Origin of the sequence: Desulforhabdus sp. TSK (genome assembly GCF_022836495.1) — a bacterium.
Taxonomy (GTDB): domain Bacteria; phylum Desulfobacterota; class Syntrophobacteria; order Syntrophobacterales; family Syntrophobacteraceae; genus Desulforhabdus.
The window spans coordinates 1-1,900 of the sequence record NZ_BQXM01000082.1 but is presented as its reverse complement, the minus strand read 5'-3'; the positions used below and the strand labels follow the sequence as shown (position 1 = coordinate 1,900).

The 1,900-nt window shown below is 56.5% G+C and carries 2 protein-coding genes; both read right to left on the bottom strand.

From position 1 onward, the window contains the following. Positions 1-84: 84 nt before the first annotated feature. On the bottom strand, positions 85-1,308 hold the full coding sequence (locus MWC30_RS21535; protein ID WP_244086260.1) for a hypothetical protein: 1,224 nt from the start codon (positions 1,306-1,308) through the stop codon (positions 85-87). Beyond that, positions 1,286-1,708 (bottom strand): hypothetical protein, encoded by a 423-nt coding sequence (locus MWC30_RS21530; RefSeq protein ID WP_244086259.1) that lies wholly within the window; start codon positions 1,706-1,708, stop codon positions 1,286-1,288. Before MWC30_RS21530 ends, MWC30_RS21535 begins: the two co-directional genes overlap by 23 nt. Between the last annotated feature and the right edge of the window lie 192 nt (positions 1,709-1,900).

Genomic DNA, 1,900 nt, shown 5'->3' with positions numbered 1-1,900 from the left:
TAGGGCGTCCAAATTGGCGAACGCCCGTTGACCGGTATTTGACTCCAGCACTGGGAAGCAATGCTCCTGCCATTCTAAAACGGTTCATGCGAGGGCATTTTGCGCCTGGCCGTGCCCTGTTTGACAGTGTAGCTGGAGGTCATGGGTTTCCTCGTAATGTATTGGAAGAAGAAGGATTTCTCCATTATTTTCCCGGTTTTTGGTGCTGGGAATGAGCTCGAGGTGAGTCCCTGTCTGCTCCGTGCTCAAGCTCTCGAGACGGTCAGGATGTGGGAGCACCTCTCGTCTTTGTTTGACCAAAGAGGTGAAGCGGCCAGTGATCTGCTGCTCTTCGGCAACGCTGATCTTGGTCACCTGCTCCGCTTCGACCAGGGTGGGGGTGCCGCACAGGGCGGGCAGGCGAAGGGCGATACGATTGGCATCCTTGATCTCGCCCGTGCCGTGAAGTTTTCCCAGTCCGAAGAGCGATTCGATCTGATCGGAGCTTACCGGCAGACCGATATGATCCAGGCCAAGCTCGGCAGCGATTTGGAGTTGGTTTTGCAGATAGGCGACGAACTTACCGCGAACAGGGCTCGAGCCGATGGCCTGGATAAATGGCTCACACCGGGCTATCGTGGAGTGACTTAGCCCTTGAGCCTTGAGAATCTTCTGGCACTCGAGCAGTGGCACGGCATCGTCTCGGAATCGCTTGATGAAAGCCCTGCATGAGGGCAGCCGGTCCAGACACGCTCGCAGCTTTGAGAGGGTGGAGCCCTTCCGTGCACCTCCGACGGGAGAGAGTCTGAGCAGTTGTTCTGCCCATCTGATAAGGCGGTGCACATTCATAAAGCGCGCTTTGGTCTGCACCTTCGGGGGAGCGAGGCACGCGAGCACCGTCTGCTTGAGCTTGCCCGAGACCCGGCCACAGGCAGAGAGGAAGGTTTCGAAGAGCGGATGATCCTGATACCACCACTTGAGTAGATTGGCAATGACATGGGAAATGTCGTCAATGCAGGGGCTTGCCAGCCCTTGCTCATCGAGTAGGCGGATGGCTTTCTGCAAATCGGTGCCTCCGTCCTTGAGGTAAGCAGCCGGGCGTCCCGCTGAGGCGATGAGGCGCTCAAGAAAAGCCGCAATGGAATCACCCGTCCAGGAATCGGCCACTGATACCGCCATGCAATGGACATCTTGAAGCCCGGGAGCATCTGGGCTGAGTTGATGGTGATGAGCGTTGAGAGCCAGGACAGTCAAAATTTTACCCGTTCCCAAACCAATGCTCATGTCGATCATCCAGATAAGTCCGTTACAAAACGGTGCCTTCGCCATCGGAAGCCCCTGCAGCATCGGGGCGGACTGGATCCGTACCAGAGAGAGCCTGGTCGCCCAGTTGATGATGGTCTGTGGACAAGGGACTTTTTTTTAAACCCAGGGCTCCCATCACTATGCCCAACACCCGGCTCACGGCCCGGAACCCGATGCGAGCCACCACAAACAGCTGCAGGGCCAAGAAGACCACATCCACCTTGCTCTGGATGACAACCACCCGCTCTTGGCTCTCCAGTTGGTGCATGCGAGCCCGGTTCTCCTTGAGCTCTTTTTTGAACTTGTCACGCTCCGCCTTGACCCGGGTCAGCTCTTTGCTCTGGTAGCGGTTCTTCTCAGCTCTGGACGCGGCTTTCTGTTTCCAGTTATCCCGGCTCCTTTTGTATCTGGTCTCCGGACTCATAGCGCACCCGCCCACCGAGATGCGCCGCCGCTGCCACTGAGGATGTGTATTTTCATCATTGTACGTACCCCCTGGATTATGGATGATAGAATCCAGGTTATCGTACTACTGTGGACACAACCTGTCCACTACTTCTGGGGCCAAATCCCGAGCACTAAAACCGGCCCTCAGAGGCCATTTTTGGACGCCCTA